The sequence below is a fragment of the uncultured Cyclobacterium sp. genome (genome assembly GCF_963977555.1).
Classification (GTDB): Bacteria; Bacteroidota; Bacteroidia; order Cytophagales; family Cyclobacteriaceae; genus Cyclobacterium.
In genome coordinates this window covers 273343-296792 of record NZ_CAXBPD010000008.1, presented here as the reverse complement: position 1 = coordinate 296792, position 23450 = coordinate 273343, and the positions used below count along the sequence as shown (strand labels likewise).

Sequence of the window (23450 nt, the reverse complement as noted above, 5' to 3'; positions counted from 1 at the left end):
GCTTTGCCACCATATCCGTACAAAGCCTTTATTTGATATGTGCCTTATTCAATAATCCTATTTTGAAGAAATTACTAATAAAGGTCGATATTTTGGCGGTATTATTACCTTTTATTAGCAGCAATACCTACGGAATCAGGTTATACTCAATTTTTACTTAAGGCAGACAGCTTTGGCTAAATAAGTTCTTTGCCGAATTTATCTTCTATCAAAGGCATTAAAATAACTATCCTTCACGGAGCGATTTCCTATATCCTTTGATATGCCGGTCAAGAATATTACCAATATTTTGTAAAAGCATAAAGACTTCTGTTTCTATGGTAATTGTCTTTCCAAATTTTCTGATTGCTCATATTATAATTTTATCTAACTGATAGGGATACTTCGCCGCTGTCTTTCGACTTACCTTAGTATCCTCCATTACGAAGTAAATTTTGTGTTAAGGCAACGAAACAGGTAATTCAATAAACATTGACTCTAGATTTTTAGTAATTCAATTCTTATTCGCAGTTGGTGGGCATTCATAAATTCCTTAATTAAGAATAAAGCTTGGCCCTGGTTTCCCATTTTCCCTTGGTAAAATCCGGGAAATCTACTGGTCTGCTTTTGTCGGCTACTGAAGCGCCAGTAAGGGGGATAATGGCGGCGCTGGTTACTGAATCGTACACATCCCAGTCCGGTTGTTTGTTTTCTTGCAGGGCAAGGATCAATCGGTGCCAGTTGATGGGGGTTTGGGTCATTCCACCACTGCCATGTCCCCGAATTGCGCCTCCCTTTCTTTCAGGTGGAGCATAGTTTTTCATAATATCATGCGCGTATTCTTCTAAATACGGTGCAGCAGATTCCCATTGATGTGCCTCCGGGCTTCTTCCTTCAACGTAGATGCGCTGGTTATCCCTTTCCTTTAAATAAATTCCTTTGGTGCCCTGAAGTCGGAAACTTTCCCTGGGGTGAGGGGTATGGGTATCATGGTTGAGGGTGATCATTTTTCCTTTGACAGTACGGATAAGGGAAGCGTTATAATCGCCTAAGGCCATTTTTTTAGTGGCATAAGGGTGCTTTTCTCCGTATTGGGCTTTGGCGTATTCATTGAGCATGCCGGATTTGGTACTCATGGAAACAAGGTAATCAAATCGGTCCCCATGGTTGATGTCCAGTAAAGGCATGATGTTTCTCATGGGATGGTCGGGGTAGAGATTGCCGTTTTTGTCTATGGCAAATTGTAACCTCCAGGGTTCTTCTTCTGGGTTGAATTTCACCATCCTTAAGTCATGGATATAGCCACTTTCTGCATGGAGGATGTCTCCTAAAAGTCCTTTTCTCACCATATTCAACATGGTCAGGTCTCCAAAACCGCCCAATACAATGCTGGCCCACTTCCCCGTTTTTTCAAAAGTTTCTACCAATTCCCAAGCTTCTTCCAAGGTCTGGGCTAGGGGTACTTCGCAGGCTGCATGTTTCCCATTTTTCATGGCCGCCAGGCAAATGGGCGCATGGGTATCCCAAGGGGTCGCACAGATTACCGCATCCAACTCTTCTTCTTCACACATCCTGATAAAATCTGTCGGCCCTTTGTCATAAAGCTTTGGGCTCGCTTGACCGGATTCCTCAATCCATCGCTTGGCCCGGTAAAGGTTTTCGGGATCAATGTCACAAATGGCGGGGATTTCTACCCCGGTAATTCCCAGTGCGGTGTCAAGATGGTAAGAGCCTCTACCTCCTATACCGACAAAGCCGAGTCTTAGGTTTTTTTTGAAGCCCCTTGCCATGGAAGGGTTGGATAGCAAACCTGCGGACATGCCTCCGAGGGCTAAGGTGGATAGTTTGAGGAAATTTCTTCGATCCAGATAATTCATAGTGTTTTTATTTTTTAAGGTTTCAACCCGAAACAGGCATTGGCTAGATTTCCCTATGATTACTCCACTATTTTAGTGAGTCCGGAAATCCTATTGTATTTTTACCTTTAACTATTTAATATTTATATTTTTTCTATATTAAAAGTTAACCGTGTAATTAAAATCATTGTGGCATTTAAGACATTGAAACTTGTTTTCTCTGTTCATTTTTGGCTTGATCCAAAAACGAACCAAAAAAATCAAGGCTGTCAAATCTTATTTCAAATGATGGCCATGATGTAAGGAATAAAGTCCATTTAGATTGCCATCATTTGATTTTTGGTGCAGAATTCCAGGCTAAAAATGAGTGGATCTCCTTGTTGGAGCTAACTCATTTTTTTTACGCCCTCCATCCTGCACCAAAAACCATAATCTTTGAAGGCCGTAAAATGCCTTATATAACATGTTGTACTGGAGTGCTTCGTTAATGAATACGAATTTTTCTTAATTAACGAAAACCATTCTTCCCTTCAATGGCTGAAATTGTAATTTATATGCATTTATTTATTTTCTTGAAGAATATGGTGAGTGCGGTAACTAAGAAAAAGCTAAGTTCTTCAGATTTGCTTCTATACCATACGTCTTTCCAATGTTATCGAATTCGTGTTTAAAAGCTAACGGAGGAGTCCAGGATACCAATTTTCAGCATTGTACCTGTAAATCTTATCTACAACTTCTCTGGGCAGCTTCAGCCCTTTGAAAGTACCATCGACTTTTGGCACATTCATTTCATCGTCTCCGGTGAAAAATTTCCAATGTCTCAACCAAACCTCGTGGGCATGGGCCGCAATCTCATCAGCTTCGGTCAAGCCTTTGGCCTGTATATCCGATGCTCCGGTTCTCAAGTCGGTTCCGTAAATAAGCCTGTCCTGATATTTGATAAAGAAGTCATGTACACCTTGCCAATTGGTAATGGCCTGGTATTGCAAATGGGAAATTCTCTCGGCCATGTCTACCGCCATATTGGGGTACTTGTCGAGCCTTTTTGCCAGTTCATTGACGTCGTACTCCAAACTTCCCAAATGCGCCCCGACGAACATCAAGTCAGGATTATTGGCCAACATCTGATCACGTGCCCCAACTTGGTCCTCGTAAGAAGGGAAGTCAGGGAAGTTGTACATGTGGTACTTGGGATTTTCACTAAAATAATCCTTGTCTCCCTGTACAGTCATTTCCTCTAATGGCAACCAGGTGTTTTTGGGTTCACCAAGATGACCCAATAGGGTAATGTTTTTCTCCTTTAATAAATTTAGGATAGGTTTAAACTTTTTGTCATTGATGGTCACCAGTTCACCCTTTTCATTTGCCAATTCCATGCCCACGTTTTTCCATACCTTTACTGCAATGGCCCCATGGGCAATGGATTTTTCCAAATAGGCCATGGTCTTGCTTTCCCAATCTTCATCATTGAATCCATCCAATGAAAAAGTGGTGGCATAGGAAACGATGTCAGGATAATCCCGCACCATTTTTAAGGAAAAGTTTTCCTGATCTTCTGGTGGTCTTTCGGGAGAGGTATATACACTGACGGTCAGCATACCGAAGTTGTCTTTGGCTGCCTGCTTTATGAAAAGGGTGTCGAATTGGCTGCGTAAGTGTACATGGGTATCATACTTCTTTACCTTCCCAAAATCTTCCATGGTATAGTAAGTGTCTGGTGTTTGCTCAGCCATTTTTTCTTGATTTTGTGGAGATCCACAGTAAGTGAAAAGTGCCATCAGGCATAAAGAAAAAATGAATGATTTGACTCCTAGGGTAATTTTTGTCATGAATTTGGCTGTATGGTTTTTGGTATAAAATGAATGTTTTGAAGCATGGCTGTGAAGCATAAGCTTTGGTCATATATAATTCTAATATTTGCGCATTGGATTCATAGCTAATTTTTCAATGCTTTAATTTAGCCAAAGGAATTATTAATATTAGATTTTTTTTAATGTTTTTATCTATTGAGGACAAATCAAACAGTAGATTAGATATATCATTTTGAAGAATAAGGGTTTTCAAGCGTGAAATTAATTTATCAGGGACAGAAAGCTTATTTGCCATTTTGATGTAATATGGAAAGAGATAGGAGATGCGGTTTTAGGTAGCTAGTATTTGTTGTGATTTTGTCAGCATTGTCGCGAAAAAAAAGCAACAATACCGCCAAAATCTGTTGGTGTTCAATTAGCAATCCAAGGGTTATCACCCATGTCTACAAAAATGTCACCCCTGCTGGGGTTCTCCATTATGATAATATTTAGCAGTCAGTTATATCGATTTCGATTTTTACCGATAAGATGAGGTTTATTTGGTCAGGCGTTTTAATGCCACCAAAAAAGCTTCAAATTAATTCCTCTTGGTAAGGGCGGAGGACCTGTCCCAACAGGGGCGGGAGGGATTATAAGGTGAATTTCCAATTATATCAATCTTATTTTTTAAAATGTTTACGTTAGAAATCCCCCTTAGTCCCCCTTTGGGAAAAAGGGGAATTTTGATATTACCCAAATTGACTTTTGCAATACTGGCTTTATTTTTAGTCTGCCGGTTTCATTGTCACCAATTCAGCAATAAATTCCCATTTCCACAACTTCCATGTAGCTTTGATTAGGGATAATCACCTGTTCGAGACTTAATCGTAAAACAAACCGGGTAACCACAGACTCACTTCGGGAATATAGGTGATCAAAAGGAGTACACAAATACTTACTATCAAATAAGGCAAACCTGCTACTGCTATTTTCTCAAGAGAAATGCCACCTATGCTGGAAGCCACAAACAAACAAACGCCTACCGGAGGGGTGGTCAGGCCTATGACCAGGTTAAAAACCATGATGATGGCAAACTGAACAGGATCTACTCCCACATTTACTGCTACTCCTAATAAAACGGGGAACAGGATAAGCAAGGCAGCAATGGTTTCCATAAAGGCGCCTACAAACAGCAAGAGAAGATTGATCAATAAGAGCAATATGATCTTGTTGTTGGTCAACTCCAACAAGCTATTGGCAATCAACTGTGGCAATTCCTCCACTGTCATGATCCAGGCAAAGAGGTTGGCAAAGCCTACCAGCACCATCAGAGCAGCAGTTGTTTTGGCGGATTGAAGCAAAATGGCTGGGATCATCTTAATTTTTAACTCTTTGTAAACCCAAAGGCCAATAGCGATGGCGTAAATGACAGCTACAATGGATGCTTCTGTTGGGGTAAATACACCACCTATAATGCCAAAAAGGATAAGCACCGTCATCATAATGGCCCAAAAGGCCTGAAAAAAGCTTTTGAAAATAAAGGCAATTGATTTCCGCTCTCTTTTGGGGTACTTTCTTTTTACGGAGATAAGGTAAGTAATCAACATAAAACCAACTCCTAAAAGCAATCCAGGGACAATTCCAGCCACAAATAGCTTTCCAACGGAAAGCCCGGTAAGGGTGGCAGCGATGATCATGGGCAAACTCGGCGGAATAACTGGGCCTATAGTGGAGGAAGAAGCCGTAACGGCACAAGAAAAAGGAACATCATAACCTTCTTTTTTCATTGCGGGGATCATTACGGATCCAATACTGGCAGTATCGGCAATTGCTGTACCGGAAATGCCACCAAATAACATGGATGCACCTACGTTGGCCAATCCAAGACCTCCCCGAATATGGCCCAAAAGGGCATTGCAAAAATTGATAATTCTATTGGTTATCCCACTTGCATTCATCAAGTTTCCCGCCAAAATAAAGCCGGGAATGGACAGCAATACAAATACATCAATCCCTGCATACATTTTTTGCGGGATCACCATTAGGGGGATGTCACTGAATAACAAATAGGTAAATGCAGAAATGCCCAGGGCAAAGGCAATCGGAAAACCTATGGCCAGCAGAATCAAAAAGACAATAAATAATAGTGCTGTCATCTATTTTTTTCAATTAATTTCAAGGTACTGTAAAAGGCTACGGATAGCCCCATAATGGCCATAGCACCATACATAATGGCCATGTTTAGGTTCATGGAAGGAGATCTTTGAATGCTGACAATATCCATTAATGGTAGACTGACCACAAATTGGGTCAACATCAAACCAATGATGCAGACCAAAATTAAGTTTTCTAAAAGGGATTTGTACTTGGGCGAAAGACGGTCCAGTAAAAAATTAACACTTACATATCCGTTGTCTTTTACCGCCAGGGCTGCTCCCAAACTGACCAGGTAAATAAAACAGAAACGGGCCAACTCCTCTGTCCAGTTGGGGGACCAGGGCAAGGCATACCTGGCAATGATTTGCAACAAAACCACTGCAATCATTAATACAAAACTTAGGTTAACCAGAAAACCCAGTACTTTATCAAGGGTAGGGAAAGGGGATTTTTTCATTTCACTTGCAGGATTCTGTTTAAAAGAGCTGTTTGCTCTGCATCAAAGGATTGCAAAACGGCCTCCTTTGCAGCGGTTTGAAAAGCTTCATTGTCCACTTCTATGAACTCCATTCCTTTTTCTACCAGAAAATCATAATCTTTCTTTTCTTGGACTAAAAACAATTCATGTTCATATTCCTGCATTACTTCAGCGGATTCATCGATTACTTTTTGCAGGTCTTTGGGAAGACTGTCGTATTTTTTACCACTCATGACCACATAAGCCCAGCTTTTCACATGGGAAGTCAGCATGCAATATTTTTGCACCTCATATAAGCCTGCATCTTTGATCAAGGCAAAGGGGTTTTCCTGTCCGTGGATGGTGGATTGTTGCAAGGCGGTAAAAACTTCTGAAAACGCCATTGGGGTAGGTTTGGCTCCCAGCGCGCTCCAGGTATCCACATATAGAGAAACAGGAGGCACGCGCAAAATCATCCCTTGAAGATCGTCTGGGTGGCGAATAATCCGGTTGGAGGTAAGGTTTCTGGCGCCTCTTTCAAACCATGCGATGGGTCTGAATCCAGCTCCTTCCAATATATGCTGTTCAATTTCCTTTCCTAAGGGGCCACCTGCCACTTTTTTTAGGTGGTCAGAATCCCGAATGGCAAAAGGTGTGGCGCACAGGATGGCCTTGGGCAGGCTCCAACTCTGTAAGGATTCTCCGGTAATCATAATGTCCGCACTTCCCACCAAAAGCCCCGTCAAAACGTCCATCTCCTTGCCCAGTTGTTCATTGGGGTAGACCTTTACATCTATTCTGCCATTGGAACGCTTTTTTACCTCTTCTGCAAATTTCAAACTGGCCAGGTGCCATCCATGCTGGTTATTGGCCAAGTGACCAAAGCGAAGGGTATATTCGGGTTTCTTTTCCTCAGAAGGCGCGCAGCTCCAAAAACTGGCCACCAAAAATAGGAGCAGATAGGGGATTGATCGGATTGGGTTCATTATAACATTGTATTATTAAATTTTCCATTCAATACTGGAAAATCAATCCAAAGTACAAAAAATTATTACCGATGGCATTAAATTTTTAAAATTTAGCGCCTACCACTACGGTTTTTTTGATGTGCTGTACATGACCATTGGGATGAAAAAGTTCTGCGGAAATGATGTAATAGCCAGCTGCCACCTTTTCGCCCTTTTCGTTTGATCCATCCCAGGTATAAAAGCCATTGGATGCCCAAATCTCATTTTGACACAAAAGCTTTATTTGAATGCCAGTAGGAGTGAAAATCCTAAGTGTTGCCTGATAATTGGGTTGATCCATTTTGTAAGAAATAGTAGTGAATGGCTGCTCTCCTGCAGCATCGGGAACAAATATTTCAGGGGAGATCGTCAATCCGGCACCTTCAGCATTGCCATCATATACCTGAGAGTTTTTGTAACCCGGAGTAGCGAAATTTTCAGTACCCGCGGCAGAATGCCAATTGTTAGGCTCATTTGCCGATTTGTCCAGCGCATACCTTTCCAATGAGATTCCTTTTGCATTTCTCAAAAACCCATGGTGGTAATCTTCATCGTAATCGAATTTTTCCACCCATTTTTCTTCTGCGTCTAATAAAATAACAGTTCCTGATCGGATGGGATAACTTGGTAGGCTCATTTCCCAAATTTGCCCATTAACCGCCTTTGGAAAGTAGGTTATCAGGCTTTGTCGATCTGTAGTAAGAGCCAGATAGGAGAAGGGTTCCAGAATAAGGTCTTCAGCTGAGATAATTTTTCTGTTGTCTACTTGACCATCTGTGGCATTAGCCAATTTCCAGTTTTTAAGGTTAATCAGCTTACTTGAGTTGTTGTAAATCTCCACAAACTTGGGTGCACCGCTTGGGGGATTGAAAAGAATTTCATTCAAAACGATGTCTCCTTCAGCGGGTAAACCCGGTATTTTAATAAAGGCCGTATTGCTTTCCTTGTCCAAGGCATTTCCCGAGCAACCTCTCCAATTTTCAACCGTAATTTCATAGGATTGATTTACTTTTAAAGAATCGGCAAGACTTAGTATCCACTGAAATGGATCATTGGGATCTTTAACAGCGCTTTGGATTTTGATCGAAGGGGCAATTTCAAAATCGGCAACCTCGCCAGTATTTTCCGCTGAAGGTTTAGAAAATTGCAATACGATTTGGTATTTGTCCCTGACAAAAGCTTTGATCAGTTGGGGAGCAATGCGATCCGGGCTGTTGTCGAAGACAGAGTTGATGGATCCTGGTGTGCCTTTAGCAGCATTCCTTGAGGGTGCATAATTGCTTAGGCCCTCACAAGTGGACCAAGGATTGACCAATTCTAAGCTGTAACCATTGGTTAAAACCTCACTTGCGAGTGGGATTTCGGGGCCGTAATTCATTTTATCCACAAGCTCGTCTTTGTGGTTTAATAGGGATAGTTCATCTCCTCCATTTAGCAATGCAGGCCAGGGACTCAGCCCAATTACCTTACCATAGTTTGTGAAAGAAGCCACTGATGCTATTGGGCATAGGATAACATGTTCACCTGGTTTTATTTCTTCCCTGGGAAGAAGGCTTTGGTTTCTTGAGTTAGCCAGTTTCATGCCTCCAAGATTAAAAGTGCTGTCGGTGGAATTGAATATTTCAATGTATTCAGAGGCAGGTAAGTCACTTCCCTCTCTGGGAGCAGGCATGACCTCATTGATCAGCAAATCTTTAAAGCTAGGAACAGCTACCTGTTGGTAAACAAAGGTAAAAACAATTGGGTCAATCTCATTCCCGTCCAAGTCTTCGAGTTGGCGGATTTCCAGGGAAAGTTCGGTTCTATCTGACCAGGTAGCTTCGAATTCTAAAATCACTCCTTTGCCATCGTCTTCCAAATACACAGTCATCGGAGCTTCATTGCCTATGCTATAGAATTGAGGGACTGTGGCCAGAATAGGATCGAGTTTTTTGTCAAAATACAAGGCCAGTTGGTTATCCGGTAGCACGACTACTTCCAATAGCTTTGGGGGGAGGGGATTCCAGGAGATTACTCTTAGACTGCCAGGTAAAATTCGCTCACTATTTAATATTCGTGGAGGAATTTTCAAGGTCAATTGAAGGCCTGTAGGAAGTGGAGGAGAGATCAGCACCTGAATTTGATTGGCATGAGTCTGACTTAAAAAGGGTTCCAATTGGTATTCTTCTTCGATAAAATGAAAATTATTGAGCCAGGGTTGGTTTCCTTGAAGCCCTGCTTCATGATTGATCAATAGTTGCTGCTCGTTTTCTAACCATAAATCATCTACTCCATCTTCATAGCGCAATTCCTCTTGGAATAAATTTCCGGACAATTCTGGCACATCCTGAATGGGAGCTATTTCAAGGAAAATGCTTTTTCCCAATGTTAAGTTATCGGACAAAGATAGCCTGACCTGATGGGAGTTTTCCTGACCAACCCCCTTGGGAAATTCCCCATTGATTTTATATTGCTCTCGAAAAATAACCGTTGCTGGGTCATAAAATTTCGTGAAATTAATTAGGATGGATTCCTCATCCCAAATCATGGCCTTTGCTACTGAGAGTAGGCGGTTGTCAACGGTGAAAATAAGGTTTTCCGCAGCCTCTCCAGTTTTGCTGGTAACCAGAGGAAGTTTTATTTCTAATGTAGTTATTGGCCAGCCCTCCTCGTTGGTGACCATTATTTTTCTTCCTGCATCTGTAAGCTCAAATTGGGTATACAATTGTTCGTTAATAAGTAATGTATCCGGTGCATCAATGCTTTTGCTCCAAATGATTTCCAAAGCATAAGGGTTGATCACAAAGGCCGTGTCAATAGCTGGGGCAAGGGTATCCCAAATGAAACTACGTTTAATCGGTTGTATCAGTTTTCCTCCATAGCCGTCTTCGAGGCCATTGATGGTCAATTGGTACTCCTCACCGGTAATCCATTTGAAAGGGAACTGAAGTAAAACTTGATGTTTATTGGGCATTTCTACTTCATGGGGATGTTCATTCTTGTCTTCTATCCTGTAAACCTGTGGCAAAAAAGCCCATTTTGGATCCAGTGCTTTGTTGAAAGTCAACAGGAGGCTTTGGTTGGTAGGGATTTCTATTTGCTCCAATATAATCGGTCTGGTATCATGGATATAGGCTTTTTTTAAGGTGATTTTGTTTTTGCCTTCAGTGTCCTTTATACCGCGTACCAGCAAATGCTGCATCTCGTTTTCTGGAATTTCCGCATCAAAGACCAGCATAAAGGTGTTTTTCTCTTCCTGGTCTTGCAATACTTTGACAGGATGTGTAAGGCCTGATCCAGCCTGGTAATTTTCCGGATTTGTTGCTGTCTCTAGGTTTAGGGTTTCTGAGAATATTACCTTCACCGTATTGGGAGAATATACCATGACCGTATCCAAAACATCTTCCCATTTGAAGGAAATGGTGTCTGAAAGTATCTGATTTCCGGATAGATCGACTATATTATTTATCTTCAATTGGTAAGTTTCACCAATGATCAGGGCGTCTGAGAGGCCAAGCTGAACTTCCTTTGGTACTTCTTCTGTAACACTTGGCTTGAAAGTTATTTCCTTGTTTTGTACCAACTGGTAGTTGGCTGCCTTTATGGCTTCAACCGGATCAATGGCCTCATCAAAAATCAAAACCATGGTCTTTTCATCTATTCCCCAGACATTTTTAGCTACTGGGGGACTGCCATCATAGGTAAAGGAAAGTGAGCTTTCTTCCATTGGCACAGTATTGCAATCCTGTAAATTGGAGATGTCCAGTTGATAGCTTTCTCCGGAAATCAAAGGGGCCGGAGTTAAGAGAAGTAGCGTATAAGTTTTTAACTCGACCAGTTCCAATTCCTGTCCATTTATCGAGAAAGTTGTTTCGGTCGATAGTATTTTGGGCAATGTTTTAGAGAAGGAGAGCTGAATCCTGCCCGAAGTTAAAGGAAGAATTTTGAGTACTTCAAAAATCCTTGGATCTGCGGCTTCGCTAAACCTATCGTTTATTTTTCCAGGAGTTCCCCCTTCTTTGGCTTGGGAAGCTTTCCAATTGTATGGATCATTACAAGTGAGAAATGGATTGACCTGTTCAATGGACCAGCCGCCATTTACTTTTTCGCTGTCTGCATACAATGCGTGATCATATTGTAGACTGTCTATCAAGTTGCCAAAGCCATCCTTCACAATTATATCACCACCGCTATTTACTAGCGTTTTAAATGTCTCCATGCCAGCAACCTGTCCAAAGGGCTGGAACAAATCCTGGTTTGTATTGGAACATAGAATTAAGTAGGTCTGTGGATCAAGGGTCACCTGTGGGATGGGTACCTCATTATAAGTGAAATTATCCAACCTAATGGGTTTGTCCGTCCGGTTGAATAGTTCAATGTATTCTGCATTGGGCAGGATGGGATTTGGAGGTTCCAATCCTTTCGAGTTGGGGTCAGGCATGATCTCATTGATAACAATGGCTCCCTGTGGGGTAGGCTGGTTAAGATCAAACCTAAACGTCCAGTCCGTATAAGTTTTATCCGTAACCAAGCCTTTTATTTGCTCAAAAACAATTTGGTAAGTGTTGTTATAGAGGTAATCGTCAAATTTCAGGAGTACCTGATTGTCTTTTACCTGGGAGACTTCTGAAGGCTGACCATAAGTATTGTCTAGCCTTGTGATTTTAGAAATTAATGATACAGGTTGGTTGAATTCCAATAAAAGAAAACTGTCTTTTTCCGTGTTCAGTAGCTTTGCCGTTAAGGATTCAATTTGTTCTTCTGAGTCCGATACGCTAAAGTCATCCAAAAATAACCTGGCCGCACTACCAGCGCCTTTTCCATATATGACCTCTAACTTAAGCATTATTGCTTGCCTGTTGCTGAGTGAATCAGGTAGGGGAAGACTGTATAGTTGGTAGGCGGTGTCTTCATTTGGGAAGCTATTTTCTGTACCAATTGGTAAGGGATCGCTAAAAGAATTTCCCTGATCTGTAGAAAAAGCGAGGGTTAAAGTAACCGTTCTGTTGCCAGATCCGTTGTTTTTAGTCTTGGCCCAAAAGGAAATTGTAGGGCGTTGTAACCCAACAGTCAATGTTTTTATGTAAATTTGCGCATTGAAAGTGCCAGTGGTTTGGATACCTAGTGCCTTGGAATTAGCGATTCCTTCACCTGCAGCCTGAAAGACCCTGGATTTTTCCGCGCGAATCAGATTAGCTGACCAGCCAGGTAAAAATTCATCAGGGTAGGAGGAAATGGTAAAATCCGCTTCAAAATCCTGATTGGCTAAAATTTCGATTGTAGGAGAAATTGAGAAACCAAATAGAGGTATAGCGATGAAAGTCCAAATTAAAGCAATGGTTTTCATAGCTTTAAGATAACTAAAAGTATACAAAATAAGTATTTACATAGAAGAATTTTTTCTCGGGAAGACACCGGGAAAGTTTTATCGGTCAAAATTATAATCAAAATGAAGTTAGCCGTAGTTGGAGCCACCGGACTGGTAGGCTCAGAAATTCTAGAAGTGCTTGGAGAGCACAATTTTCCTTTCGATGAATTATTGTTGGTTGCCTCTGAACGTTCTGCAGGTAAGAAAATTGCTTATAAGGGTAAGGAGTATACGGTAATTGGCCTGAAGCAGGCAGTAGCAGAAAAGCCGGATGTGGCCATTTTCTCTGCTGGTGGTAGCACTTCATTAGAGTGGGCACCGCAGTTTGCTGAGGCTGGCACAATAGTGATTGACAATTCTTCTGCATGGAGAATGGATCCTTCAAAAAAATTGGTGGTACCAGAAATAAATGGTAAAAGCCTTAGAATAGATGACCGCATCATCGCCAATCCTAATTGCTCTACCATACAAATGGTCCTTGCATTGGCTCCATTGAAAGAAAAATATGGTATCAAAAGAATTGTGGTATCTACTTACCAGTCTGTGACTGGTACCGGTAAAGATGCTGTGGACCAGATGATGGCAGAGAGGAATGGGGAAGAAGCCAATATGGTTTACCCTTATAAAATTGATTTGAACGTATTGCCTCATATTGATGTGTTCCAGGAAAATGGATACACCAAAGAGGAGATGAAGATGATCAATGAAACAAAAAAAATATTTGAAGATGATTCCATTCAGGTTACAGCTACAGCGGTAAGAATTCCAGTGATGGGAGGCCATTCAGAAGCGGTGAATGTTGAATTCCATAAGGACTTTGATCTTACTGAGGTTAGGGATTTGTTGTCAAATACCCCGGGAGTAATCGTAGAAGACGATCCAGCAAACAATATTTATCCAATGCCTTTGAATGCCCATAAAAAAGATGAGGTTTTTGTAGGTAGATTGAGGAGGGATGAGACCCAAGCCAATACCCTTAATATGTGGATTGTTGCGGATAACCTTAGAAAAGGAGCGGCTACCAATGCTGTACAGATTGCCGAGTATTTGTTGGAACACAGCATGGTTTAAGTGAACCTTGAGTCTATATATCATCAAGAATTGATGCAGTTTGTGCAGGATCATCTTAGGGAAGATCCTGCACATTTGCTTTTAAGGCATAAATCCCTTTCAGGAATTGACCTAAAAGCAGCAGCACAGCAGATTGCCATGCGGCAAAAAGCGGCCAAAAAGCTCCCTTTCTGGGCCAGTCATCCTTCTCTTATTTTTCCGCCGACCCTGTCAATGGAACAGTGTTCCTCTGAGCTAACAGCGGTATACAAAGCCAAGTTGGTGTCAGGCAAAACTTTTATTGACCTTACAGGTGGTTTTGCAGTAGACACTTTTTTTATAGGCCAGCATTTTGAGGAGGTTACTTACCTTGAAAGGCAGCAAGAGTTAGTGGATCTTGCCCAGCACAATCTTTCTAGGCTTTTGAAAGAGCAGGACATTAAACTGAATGTATTGCATGGGGAATCTGTTCATTTTATTGAGGAAACCCAAGCAAAGTACGATGTGTTGTATGCTGATCCCGCTAGGCGGGGAACTGGGAATCAAAAGATGTATCAGCTCAAAGACCTTGAACCGGATGTAACCCAAAACTGGAACTTGTTTCGGCAAAAAGCCAAGGTGATTTTGATAAAAGCCTCGCCTATGCTTGACATTCAAGCAGCGCTTACTCACTTGCCAGAAGTAAATGAAGTGCATGTAGTGGCTGTAAAAAATGGGGTTAAAGAATTGTTGTTTCTCTACAATGGCAATAATGAGAAAACCAAAGTGATAGCCGCAGAATTGGGGGAGAATAGAGAACAACGATTTTCCTTCACTTTAGAGGAAGAAATGACTGTCTCTGTTAATTATTCTTTGCCACTGAAATACTTGGTATTGCCTTATGCCTGTATTTTGAAAGCCGGAGCTTTCAAAAGCTTTGCTGTTCGGAATGGATTAAGTAAACTGCATCCACATACTCATCTATATACTGCAAATGAATTACCCGAGCAGGTCAATGGTCGGGTTTTCGAAGTGTTGGAGGAGCTGAAATTGGATAAGAAAACGCTTAAAGCACGCTTCTCCAATGGCAAGGTGAACGTATTGACACGAAATTACCCAATAAAGCCGGACCTTATTAAAAAACGGTATAAGCTAAAAGATGGGGGTGATGAATATTTAATTGCTTGTACCTTAATGGAGGGTCAGACTTCTGTATTGAGGTGTAAACTTTCGCAAGAAAGTAGTTAAATTCGCAAACCTTCTAAACTATAAGCTTGAGATAGTATGAAATTCCTGACTTGTCCTAAAATTAGTTTATCGATTATTGTTTAAATACTGGTATAGGGTTACAATCCCGTATAAATCCCCCTAGCCCCCTTGAAGGGGGAATTGCGGCAAAGTGACAATTCAAGCTCTTTTGGTATCATTGTTACGGGCTGAGGAAATGCAGAACAAGGTTTGAACTCTTTAGTCCTGAAAGTACAAAATCCCCCTTTTCTTCAAAGGGGGACAAAGGGGGATTTTTTCGTAAACATTCTAAAATATAAGCTTGAACCCAGATTATTTAATAGAATTCGTGATGAGTGTTGCAATCCCAAGAAAATCAGGCTGTTTGGAGATTTTAGCATAGCACCGCTATGGTGAAATTGAAAACAGCAACGAAGTGGCCGATTTTAAAGCGATTTCAGCACGCAATAGAATGTCTATTGCATATTTAGGGTCGAAATAGTATGACATTAAGCGGAGACTGCCACACCCTTTTCTGCCTCAGAATCTCCCCAAAAAGGGTTCGCAGTGAAGATTAACCTTTTATTAGCCTACTGACCTAGAGTATTTTAACCTAATTATAAACTTTTTCTTCATTCAATTTTCTTTTGAAAGGAAAAATTTTATCTTTGTTAACCATATGGTTAAACCAAACAGTTAGATGGCCGAAAAAAAGTTTAATCAAGATACAGAAGTGAAAATCTTGGAAGCAGCCAAGGAGGTTTTCCACCAGAAAGGAATGGATGGAGCACGCATGCAGGAGATCGCAAATGGAGCGGGCATAAATAAAGCCATGTTGCATTATTATTTCAGAAGCAAGCAATTGCTATTTGAAGCGGTTTTTAAGAATGCATTTTCCTTATTGGCCCCCCAGCTTAATAAGGTCTTGAACGATGATTCCTCTATTGAGGAAAAGGTGAAAAACTTTACGCACAATTACATTTCTTTTATAAAGAAACATCCTTATTTACCCAATTTTATCATTCAGGAAACCAACCGTAATCCCGGATTTTTTGAAACGATCCAGAATACTCATGGCTTTCCATCAATTGATAAATTTAAAAAGCAGGTAGCCTTAGAGGTTGAACAAGGCATATTAAGGCAGATTGATGGTGAGCAGTTGTTTGTAAGCATTCTTTCTATGAATATTTTTCCTTTTGTAGCAAAGCCATTGATTAAGGGCTTGATGAAAATGGGAGAAGAGGATTTTGAGCAGCTAATGGAGGAGCGGAAAGTTGCGGTTTCTAATTTTATTATCTATTCAATAAGAAAACCATGAAAGGATTTTTAACGCTTATCCTGGGAATATTTCCCCTTCTTTTGCCTGCTCAGCAGGTATTAACATTGGAAGCCTGTCTTTCACTTGTTGAAGAAAATTATCCGCTTGCCCGTCAAAAGGTTTTGTTGGAGCAACAGTTTCAATCCGAGGTAAATATCCTCGAAATGCAGAAACTTCCCAAGCTCGACCTTAACGCACAGTCCACTTACCAATCCGAAGTCACCAGGATTCCTATTGATTTACCCAATGCTACCATTTTACCTCCGAATAAAGATCAGTACAGGGCCACGGTGGATGTTAACCAATTGATATATGCTGGTGGGAGTATAGCTGCAAATGCGAGATTAAAGGAGGCAGAATTGAATACCCGTCAGCAGGAAGTGGAGGTAACAATATATAAAGTAAAGGAACGGGTCAATGGTGCTTTCTTTAATGTTTTACTCCTTCAAGAGCAAGAAAAGCTGCTGGATTCTAAATTGGAGTTATTACAGGAACGCTTTAACGAATTGGTGTCTGCTGTAAAGAATGGAATGGCCCTGCCTTCTTCCAATCAGCTCTTGCAAGCTGAAATGTTATTACTGGAGCAACAGAAAGTTCAGCTCAAATACGAACGAAATAAAGCACTTAAAAGCCTTTCGGCTCTAATTTTTAAGGATATAACTCTTAAAGATACCTTCTTGAAACCCGAGATCCTGGTATCTTCTACTAACCTGATAAATCGGCCGGAACTAAGACTATTTGAGTACAAAGAACATCAGTTGGACCTTTCTAAGGGATTAATTGATAAAGAGAAATCCCCCAGCCTTATGGGCTTTGCTCAGGCAGGATATGGCAACCCTGGTTTAAATATGCTTGACAATTCATTCCAGGATTTTTATATGGTTGGCTTAAAGTTCAACTGGCGGTTATTTGACTGGGGCAAGGCTCAGGAAAAAAAGCACAGTGTTGAAGTATTAAAGAAAATTGTGGCTACAGAAAGAGAAACTTTTCTGCTCAACAATGAGATCCAATTGCAGGCTGCTTGGGAGGATATCAGCAAATACAAAGAAATTCTTCAGCAGGATGCGTCTATAGTGAATTTGCGGGAAGCAGTAATCGCATCCAAAACCTCCCAATTTCAAAATGGGACCATTACTTCCTCTGATTATATCATCGATCTCAATAAGCTTTATGATGCAAAAATCAATCAAAAGTTGACCGAAATCCAGTGGGTCATGAGTCAAGCCAGGTATCGAATAATTAAGGGTGACTTTTAAAATATAAGCGCAATGAAAACCTTCAAACTATTTTTAACAAGTATTCTTCTATTGGGAATTCTATCCTGTAACAAGGAAGAGAAAGCGGATGGCTATGGCAATTTTGAGGCCACTGAGATCACGGTTTCAGCCGAATCAGCTGGAAAGCTATTGTTTTTAGAAATTGAGGAGGGACAAGTGATTGCGGAGGGCGAATTGGTGGGTTTGGTAGACACCGTGTCTTTGTATTTGAGTAAGCAACAGTTGTTGGCTTTAAAGGAAACTGTGTTCTCAAAATCAGGAAGTGTTTCTTCGCAGATCAATGTGCTTAAGGAGCAATTGAAAAACGCAGTTTTAGAATTGGATCGTGTCTCTAAAATGATGTCAGATGGAGCTGCTACCCAACAGCAATTGGATAAAGGAAGCAATCAGGTGGAAGTTTTAAAAAAGCAAATTAAAAACGTCCAAAGTCAGCAGTTGCCTATTGAAAAAGAAGCCTTGTCCTTTGATGCTCGTATCGCTCAAATCGATCAACAAATCGCTCAAAGTGTCTTAAAAAACCCTATTTATGGAACTGTTTTGGGGAAATTCGCTGAAACTGGTGAAGTGGTATCTTTTGGGAAGCCACTCTATAAAATTGCTGACTTGGACAACATGCTTTTGAGGGTTTATATCAGCGAAACACAATTACCCAATGTCACTATCGGACAAGAGGTAAGGGTCAAGATAGATTCAAATGAAGGGATGAAAGCCTACAATGGTAAGGTTAGCTGGGTTTCATCAACTGCAGAGTTTACCCCAAAGATTATCCAAACAAAAGAAGAAAGAGTAAACCTGGTCTATGCAGTAAAAATTAAGGTTAAAAATGATGGAAGCCTTAAAATTGGCATGCCAGCGGAAATGTGGATAGAAGTAGCAGAGACAGAACAATAAACATTACAAAATTTAGACAATTTTCAATATGGAAAAACATGAATACAATGTCGATCTCGATTGGCAAGTCGATAGAAAAGGCCTAATGTGTTCTCCTGAGTTTGATGCAAATGAAGTTGACAGTTCTAATTGTATAGCCGTGGCGACCCCTCCGGAATTCCCGAAGGGGATGCCCAATATTTGGTCCCCCGAGCACCTATTTACGGCTTCAGTTTGTAGTTGTTTGATGACTACTTTTTTGGCCATCGCAGAAAATAGCAAACTGGATTTTTCTGCCTTTAGCTGTAGTGCAAAAGGGATATTGGACAAGAAAGATGGCAAATTGGCGATGACAGAAATTATCCTTTCTCCTACGGTTACCCTCTCCAGTAAAAAAGATAGAGAACGTGCAGAACGAATTGTTCAGAAGTCTGAAGCGGCTTGCTTGATCTCCAATTCAATCAAATCAAAGGTCACCCTTAACATAACCATTAAAATAGAGGAATAAAAATGAGTATTTCGCTCAACCATATTAGCAAGGCCTATAATGGAATAAGTGCTGTCCAGGACATTTCATTTGATGTAAATCCCGGAGAATTGTTTGGGATAATAGGGCCTGATGGTGCGGGGAAAACTACCTTGTTTCGAATTTTGACTACCCTGCTATTGGCAGATACTGGTACGGTAGTAGTAGCAGGGATGGACGTAGTGGAGGATTATATTGCTATTCGAAAATCAGTCGGCTATATGCCAGGTAGGTTTTCTCTTTATCAAGACCTGACGGTGGAGGAAAACCTGCAATTTTTTGCAACAATTTTTGGTACAACCCTCGAAAAAAATTATGATCTGATCAAGGAAATCTATGAACAGATAGCACCCTTTAAAACCCGGAGGGCTGGAAAGTTGTCTGGGGGGATGAAGCAAAAGTTAGCCCTTTGTTGCGCCTTGATTCATAAACCCAAAGTGCTTTTTCTGGATGAACCTACCACTGGTGTGGATCCGGTGTCAAGAAAGGAATTTTGGGACATGCTAAAACGACTTCAGGCAAAAGGCATTACGATTTTGGTTTCCACACCTTATATGGATGAAGCGGCTTTGTGCGATAGAGTTGCCCTCATGCAAGGTGGGCATATCCTTGAAATTGACAGTCCGCAGCATATTGTGGAAAACTATCCTAAAGTAATTTATGAAATTGGGGCAAAGGAAAAACATAAATTGATACAAGTGCTTCGGGATTTCCCTAACCTGTACAGTGTGTATCCCTTTGGCGAGTTTGTGCATTATACAGATAAGCGGACCGATTTAGCAATACCTGAATTGGAAAATTTCTTAAAATCAAAGGGACTTTCAAACATTTATATTGGGCTTACCGAACCTACCATCGAGGATGTATTTATGGAATTGGCAAAAAAATGAGCGAAGAAAAGGTCATAAAGGTTGTAGAATTGACGAAAAAATTTGGCGAATTCCTGGCCGTCGATGCCATAAGCTTTGAGGTAAAGGCGGGTGAAATTTTCGGATTTCTGGGCGCCAATGGAGCGGGGAAAACTACGGCCATGAAAATGCTTATAGGCATTTCGAAACCCAGCTCTGGTGAGGCCAGTGTAGCTGGCTTTGATGTCAATACCCAAACGGAGCTTATCAAAAAAAACATTGGTTATATGAGCCAGAAGTTTGCGCTCTATGATGATTTAACGGTGAGGGAAAACATTACCTTTTTTGGTGGGATATATGGCTTGACCCGCTCTACAGTAAAGGAAAAAATAAAGGTGCTTGTGGCTGACCTGAAACTAGGGAAAATCATAGATCAACAGGTTGGTGCTTTGCCCCTGGGCTGGAAACAGAAATTATCTTTTTCTGTTTCCCTACTGCACGACCCTAAAATTGTTTTTCTGGATGAGCCTACAGGAGGTGTGGACCCGATCACCAGAAGGCAGTTTTGGGAAATGATCTACAATGCTGCAGACAAAGGCACGACCATATTTGTGACGACCCATTACATGGATGAAGCAGAATATTGTGACAGGGTTTCTATTATGGTCAATGGTAAAATTGAAGCGATGGATCGTCCAAAACGTTTAAAGGAACAATATGGGGCGAGTAACCTTAATGAGGTATTTTTGAAATTGGCACGAAAAAGTAATCCAGAATAATTCAAGGAAATTTAATTCTCGAAATGAAGCGTTTTATAGGGTTTGTAAGGAAGGAATTTTACCATATCTATAGGGATAAAAGGTCACTTTTTATCCTTTTTGGCATGCCTATCGCTCAGATTTTATTATTTGGATTCGCCATTACGAATGAAATCAATAAGGTGGAAATTGCTATCCTTGATCATGCCAAGGATGCGACCACCATTGAAATTATTCATAAAATGGCCTCTTCCAAATATTTTTCTATCAATCGTTACCTAAATGCTGAATCCCAAGTAGAAGGTATTTTCAAACAGGGAAAAATCAAGGCAGTAATAAATTTTGAAAAGGATTTTGGTGCCAATCTGATAAAAGAGGGGCAATCCACCATACAGGTGATTGCAGATGCCACTGACCCAAATACAGCGAACTCCATTACCAATTATATTCAGGCCATCATTCAACAATACAATCAAGCCATAAACATCAATCAATTAGAAAGCAATCAGGTTATAATGCAAACCCATATGGCCTTCAATCCTGAGATAAAGAGTGTATTTATGTTTGTCCCTGGGGTGATGACGATAATATTGATGTTGGTCTCTGCCATGATGACTTCCATATCCATCACCAAGGAAAAGGAGTTAGGTACCATGGAAATATTGTTAGTATCTCCCCTTAAGCCATTTCAAGTAGTTTTAGGTAAAGTGGTACCCTATATTTTGCTTTCCATCATCAATGCCATAATTATCGTATTGCTCAGTATTTTTATTTTCAAAATGCCCGTTCAGGGCAGCTTTTTTTTGCTGGCTGCAGAAAGTGTTTTATTTATCATAACGGCGTTGTCTTTGGGGATTTTAATATCAACTATTGCTGAAACCCAACAGACAGCCATGATGATCTCATTGATGGGGCTGATGCTGCCTGTAATCCTCTTGTCTGGATTTATTTTTCCTATTACCAGTATGCCTCTTCCTTTACAGCTTATCAGCAATATTATTCCAGCCAAATGGTTTATCCTTATTATCAAAGGGATCATGTTGAAGGGAGTAGGGATAGCCTTTATATGGAAAGAGACGTTAATACTTTTTGGGATGACGCTGTTTTTTATGGGAGTCAGTATCTATAAATATAAAATCAGGTTGGAATAATGAAAACCATCGGATATTTGATTCAAAAAGAGTTCAAGCAGATCTTTAGAAATAAAGGCATGCTTCCTATTATTTTTATTTTGCCTATCATCCAACTCCTTGTACTTTCTAATGCTGCAACTTATGAGGTAAAGAATATTAGTTTCGGATACATCGATTCAGACCATAGTACTTCTTCCAGGGAATTGATTGAGAAGTTCGGTTCTTCCACCTACTTCAAACTATTGCCACCCTTTTCCTCCTTTGAAGAAGCAAATTCAGCAATGCTTGAAGGCAAAGTAAACGTTATTTTAGAAATCCCCAATGATTTTGAACGAGCGCTTATAAAGAATAATAAAGCCGGATTAGGGCTTACCGTTGATGCCATAGATGGTGCAGCTGCAGGGGTGGAGAGTGCTTATGTTAATCAAATTGTGCAGGGATTCAACCAAAGTATTTCGCTACATGCTGCTAATGGAAACAATATCAATGGACCTTCTGGAGTGATTACAATTATTCCATCCTACTGGTACAATATTACATTAGATTACAAAACCTTTATGGTGCCGGGGATACTGGTGCTTTTGGTCACCATGATTACCCTGTTTCTTTCAGGAATGAATATTGTTCGTGAAAAAGAAGTTGGCACCTTGGAACAGATAAATGTTACCCCAATTAGGAAGAGCCAATTTATTATAGGGAAGCTTTTTCCTTTTTGGATTATCGGTTTAGGATTGTTGACCATCGGTCTGGTGCTGGCCAAACTTATTTTTGATATTCCCATGCTAGGTAGTTTGGGCATTCTCTATTTTTATACGGCTATCTATTTGTTGGTGATTTTGGGTATCGGTCTTTTTATTTCCAATTTCACTGATACCCAACAGCAGGCCATGTTTATTGCTTGGTTTTTTATCGTGATTTTTATCCTAATGAGTGGTTTGTTTACTCCTATAGAGAGCATGCCACAATGGGCACAGATAATTACAACCTTCAATCCCATCCGCTATTTTGTGGAGGTAGTGCGTATGGTAATGTTAAAGGGTGCAGGGTTTGAAGCTATTTTACCTCAGCTATGGAAGACGCTGGCCTATGCCATTTTGGTCAATGGATTGGCTGTGTATAGTTATAAAAAAGTGAATTAAGAAATTCTTACCTGGGGCTACGAAGATTTCTGGAGTGCTGCATTGAATATTGTCATCTTAATTCCGAGCTTTTAAAATATTAAGTCTCGTAAAGACGTCTTCCGGTCACTGAGCTTGTCGAAGTGTACCGAATTAGCGATATACCATTACGTCAATTCGAACTCTTTTTTTGGGGAAATGAAGGGCAGGAAAGGGGAGTGGCAATCTCTTTACGTTTGTGATTCCATCGACTTTCTCTACTCAAAGCTCCTGAAAAGTCTAGAAATGACGAATTTCAATTAAACCTGATTAGGGTTAAGTTCCTATGATAAATTAATTTCCGCCTTGTAGATTTTCGGCGTTAAGAAATTTATGATGCGAAGGAAAGGGCACAAGCATGGTTAGCCTTTGAAATATAGGATTGAATTCCGAAAAAGCAATCTATATAAATAAACGCTATAATAACCTAGTTTGTCTGTGTGCGGGAGGTCTTAATTTTAGCCGAAAAGATACTCAGCGGCGGGGTTTTTTCGTCACTTTTTTGACCTGCAGCAAAAAAGTGACAATCGTCTTTTGATTGAATATGTATAGGTAAGTCGGAAATATAATGTAAAGATTGCACTTGCCTGGAGTCCTATACTGGATAGTATTATCTTGATTGATGCGTTATCAAAATATTAATTCTCGGAAAGGCAATTTTTTGCTAAATTTTAATCGTGCTCAGGTTATCAGAATGATCTTGTAAGTATTTTA

General features: G+C 40.5%; 16 protein-coding genes. 10 read left to right on the top strand and 6 right to left on the bottom strand.

What is annotated here, in order from left to right; all coding sequences use genetic code 11:
- Window positions 1-536 precede the first annotated feature (536 nt).
- The 6 genes from AAC073_RS12530 to AAC073_RS12505 all read right to left on the bottom strand — a co-directional run bounded on the left by AAC073_RS12530 (window position 537) and on the right by AAC073_RS12505 (window position 12572).
- Window positions 537-1856, bottom strand: coding sequence for a Gfo/Idh/MocA family oxidoreductase (locus AAC073_RS12530; RefSeq protein ID WP_339924179.1), 1320 nt, complete (start codon window positions 1854-1856; stop codon window positions 537-539).
- A 653-nt stretch (window positions 1857-2509) separates the two neighbouring features.
- Window positions 2510-3568: an amidohydrolase family protein gene (locus AAC073_RS12525; RefSeq protein WP_339924178.1), complete on the bottom strand. Its 1059-nt coding sequence runs from the start codon at window positions 3566-3568 to the stop codon at window positions 2510-2512.
- Between the two features lie 938 nt (window positions 3569-4506).
- A complete protein-coding gene (locus tag AAC073_RS12520; protein WP_339924177.1) occupies window positions 4507-5781 on the bottom strand; it encodes a TRAP transporter large permease in 1275 nt (424 codons plus the stop codon).
- Window positions 5778-6239 carry a TRAP transporter small permease gene (locus tag AAC073_RS12515; RefSeq protein WP_339924176.1) on the bottom strand — a complete coding sequence of 154 codons (462 nt, stop codon included), beginning with the start codon at window positions 6237-6239 and terminating at the stop codon, window positions 5778-5780. The genes AAC073_RS12520 and AAC073_RS12515 overlap by 4 nt, the downstream gene beginning before the upstream one ends.
- Window positions 6236-7225 (bottom strand): TRAP transporter substrate-binding protein, encoded by a 990-nt coding sequence (locus AAC073_RS12510; protein WP_339924175.1) that lies wholly within the window; start codon window positions 7223-7225, stop codon window positions 6236-6238. Before AAC073_RS12510 ends, AAC073_RS12515 begins: the two co-directional genes overlap by 4 nt.
- An 85-nt stretch (window positions 7226-7310) precedes the next feature.
- Window positions 7311-12572, bottom strand: a complete 5262-nt coding sequence (locus AAC073_RS12505; protein WP_339924174.1) for a lamin tail domain-containing protein — start codon at window positions 12570-12572, stop codon at window positions 7311-7313.
- A gap of 102 nt (window positions 12573-12674) precedes the next feature.
- Here AAC073_RS12505 and AAC073_RS12500 point away from each other — a divergent pair, with 102 nt between their 5' ends.
- The 10 genes from AAC073_RS12500 to AAC073_RS12455 all read left to right on the top strand — a co-directional run bounded on the left by AAC073_RS12500 (window position 12675) and on the right by AAC073_RS12455 (window position 22718).
- The gene (locus tag AAC073_RS12500; RefSeq protein WP_339924173.1) at window positions 12675-13664 is read left to right on the top strand and encodes an aspartate-semialdehyde dehydrogenase; all 990 of its coding nucleotides are present in this window, start codon (window positions 12675-12677) and stop codon (window positions 13662-13664) included.
- 33 nt (window positions 13665-13697) lie between these two features.
- Window positions 13698-14870, top strand: a complete 1173-nt coding sequence (locus tag AAC073_RS12495; protein WP_339924172.1) for a class I SAM-dependent methyltransferase — start codon at window positions 13698-13700, stop codon at window positions 14868-14870.
- A gap of 679 nt (window positions 14871-15549) precedes the next feature.
- Window positions 15550-16167 carry a TetR/AcrR family transcriptional regulator gene (locus AAC073_RS12490; RefSeq protein ID WP_339924171.1) on the top strand — a complete coding sequence of 206 codons (618 nt, stop codon included), beginning with the start codon at window positions 15550-15552 and terminating at the stop codon, window positions 16165-16167.
- Entirely contained in the window at window positions 16164-17423 is a 1260-nt protein-coding gene (locus AAC073_RS12485) for a TolC family protein (protein ID WP_339924170.1), read from the top strand. The genes AAC073_RS12490 and AAC073_RS12485 overlap by 4 nt, the downstream gene beginning before the upstream one ends.
- A gap of 12 nt (window positions 17424-17435) precedes the next feature.
- Entirely contained in the window at window positions 17436-18335 is a 900-nt protein-coding gene (locus tag AAC073_RS12480; protein ID WP_339924169.1) for an HlyD family efflux transporter periplasmic adaptor subunit, read from the top strand.
- Between the two features lie 28 nt (window positions 18336-18363).
- On the top strand, window positions 18364-18822 hold the full coding sequence (locus AAC073_RS12475) for an OsmC family protein (protein WP_339924168.1): 459 nt from the start codon (window positions 18364-18366) through the stop codon (window positions 18820-18822).
- Window positions 18823-18824: 2 nt separating this feature from the next.
- Window positions 18825-19730 carry an ABC transporter ATP-binding protein gene (locus tag AAC073_RS12470; protein WP_339924167.1) on the top strand — a complete coding sequence of 302 codons (906 nt, stop codon included), beginning with the start codon at window positions 18825-18827 and terminating at the stop codon, window positions 19728-19730.
- Window positions 19727-20467 carry an ABC transporter ATP-binding protein gene (locus tag AAC073_RS12465; RefSeq protein WP_339924166.1) on the top strand — a complete coding sequence of 247 codons (741 nt, stop codon included), beginning with the start codon at window positions 19727-19729 and terminating at the stop codon, window positions 20465-20467. Before AAC073_RS12470 ends, AAC073_RS12465 begins: the two co-directional genes overlap by 4 nt.
- A gap of 23 nt (window positions 20468-20490) precedes the next feature.
- On the top strand, window positions 20491-21597 hold the full coding sequence (locus tag AAC073_RS12460) for an ABC transporter permease (RefSeq protein WP_339924165.1): 1107 nt from the start codon (window positions 20491-20493) through the stop codon (window positions 21595-21597).
- Window positions 21597-22718 (top strand): ABC transporter permease, encoded by a 1122-nt coding sequence (locus AAC073_RS12455; protein WP_339924164.1) that lies wholly within the window; start codon window positions 21597-21599, stop codon window positions 22716-22718. Before AAC073_RS12460 ends, AAC073_RS12455 begins: the two co-directional genes overlap by 1 nt.
- Window positions 22719-23450 lie beyond the last annotated feature (732 nt).

Coding starts and splice junctions, on each gene's coding strand:
- AAC073_RS12465 (WP_339924166.1), top strand. CDS start 19,727: ATGAGCGAAGAAAAGGTCATAAAGGTTGTAGAATTGACGAAAAAATTT.
- AAC073_RS12520 (WP_339924177.1), bottom strand. CDS start 5,781: ATGACAGCACTATTATTTATTGTCTTTTTGATTCTGCTGGCCATAGGT.
- AAC073_RS12455 (WP_339924164.1), top strand. CDS start 21,597: ATGAAAACCATCGGATATTTGATTCAAAAAGAGTTCAAGCAGATCTTT.
- AAC073_RS12505 (WP_339924174.1), bottom strand. CDS start 12,572: ATGAAAACCATTGCTTTAATTTGGACTTTCATCGCTATACCTCTATTT.
- AAC073_RS12480 (WP_339924169.1), top strand. CDS start 17,436: ATGAAAACCTTCAAACTATTTTTAACAAGTATTCTTCTATTGGGAATT.
- AAC073_RS12460 (WP_339924165.1), top strand. CDS start 20,491: ATGAAGCGTTTTATAGGGTTTGTAAGGAAGGAATTTTACCATATCTAT.
- AAC073_RS12475 (WP_339924168.1), top strand. CDS start 18,364: ATGGAAAAACATGAATACAATGTCGATCTCGATTGGCAAGTCGATAGA.
- AAC073_RS12525 (WP_339924178.1), bottom strand. CDS start 3,568: ATGGCTGAGCAAACACCAGACACTTACTATACCATGGAAGATTTTGGG.
- AAC073_RS12510 (WP_339924175.1), bottom strand. CDS start 7,225: ATGAACCCAATCCGATCAATCCCCTATCTGCTCCTATTTTTGGTGGCC.
- AAC073_RS12495 (WP_339924172.1), top strand. CDS start 13,698: ATGCAGTTTGTGCAGGATCATCTTAGGGAAGATCCTGCACATTTGCTT.
- AAC073_RS12485 (WP_339924170.1), top strand. CDS start 16,164: ATGAAAGGATTTTTAACGCTTATCCTGGGAATATTTCCCCTTCTTTTG.
- AAC073_RS12515 (WP_339924176.1), bottom strand. CDS start 6,239: ATGAAAAAATCCCCTTTCCCTACCCTTGATAAAGTACTGGGTTTTCTG.
- AAC073_RS12470 (WP_339924167.1), top strand. CDS start 18,825: ATGAGTATTTCGCTCAACCATATTAGCAAGGCCTATAATGGAATAAGT.
- AAC073_RS12490 (WP_339924171.1), top strand. CDS start 15,550: ATGGCCGAAAAAAAGTTTAATCAAGATACAGAAGTGAAAATCTTGGAA.
- AAC073_RS12500 (WP_339924173.1), top strand. CDS start 12,675: ATGAAGTTAGCCGTAGTTGGAGCCACCGGACTGGTAGGCTCAGAAATT.
- AAC073_RS12530 (WP_339924179.1), bottom strand. CDS start 1,856: ATGAATTATCTGGATCGAAGAAATTTCCTCAAACTATCCACCTTAGCC.